Origin of the sequence: Rhizobium ecuadorense, from assembly GCF_001187535.1 — a bacterium.
Classification (GTDB): domain Bacteria; phylum Pseudomonadota; class Alphaproteobacteria; order Rhizobiales; family Rhizobiaceae; genus Rhizobium; species Rhizobium ecuadorense.
This window is the reverse complement of sequence record NZ_LFIO01001323.1, coordinates 1-239: the sequence shown is the minus strand read 5'-3', so window position 1 is coordinate 239 and position 239 is coordinate 1. Positions and strand designations below refer to the sequence as shown.

Sequence of the window (239 nt, the reverse complement as noted above, 5' to 3'; positions counted from 1 at the left end):
GCCTCAGGCGACGGACCATTCACCGTCCACCAGCAGGTTCGCGCCAATGATTGGGCTCTCAGCCGGTGATGCAAGGAAGATTACGGCGCCCACCACATCATCGGTTTCACCGATCCGGCCGAGTGGAATGTGACCAAGCGTCGCTTTGTGATTGTCGGCATCGGATAGAAAAGGTGCTGTACCATCGGTGTGGATGAACGTCGGCGATACGGTATTTACGGTGACATTATAGGGTGCCC

At 56.5% G+C, this 239-nt stretch carries 1 protein-coding gene; it reads right to left on the bottom strand.

All coding sequences use genetic code 11. From position 1 onward, the window contains the following. Positions 1-3 precede the first annotated feature (3 nt). Positions 4-239, bottom strand: a 236-nt coding sequence (locus tag AF337_RS28860; RefSeq protein WP_152971223.1) for an SDR family oxidoreductase, incomplete at its 5' end; no start/stop codon positions are given.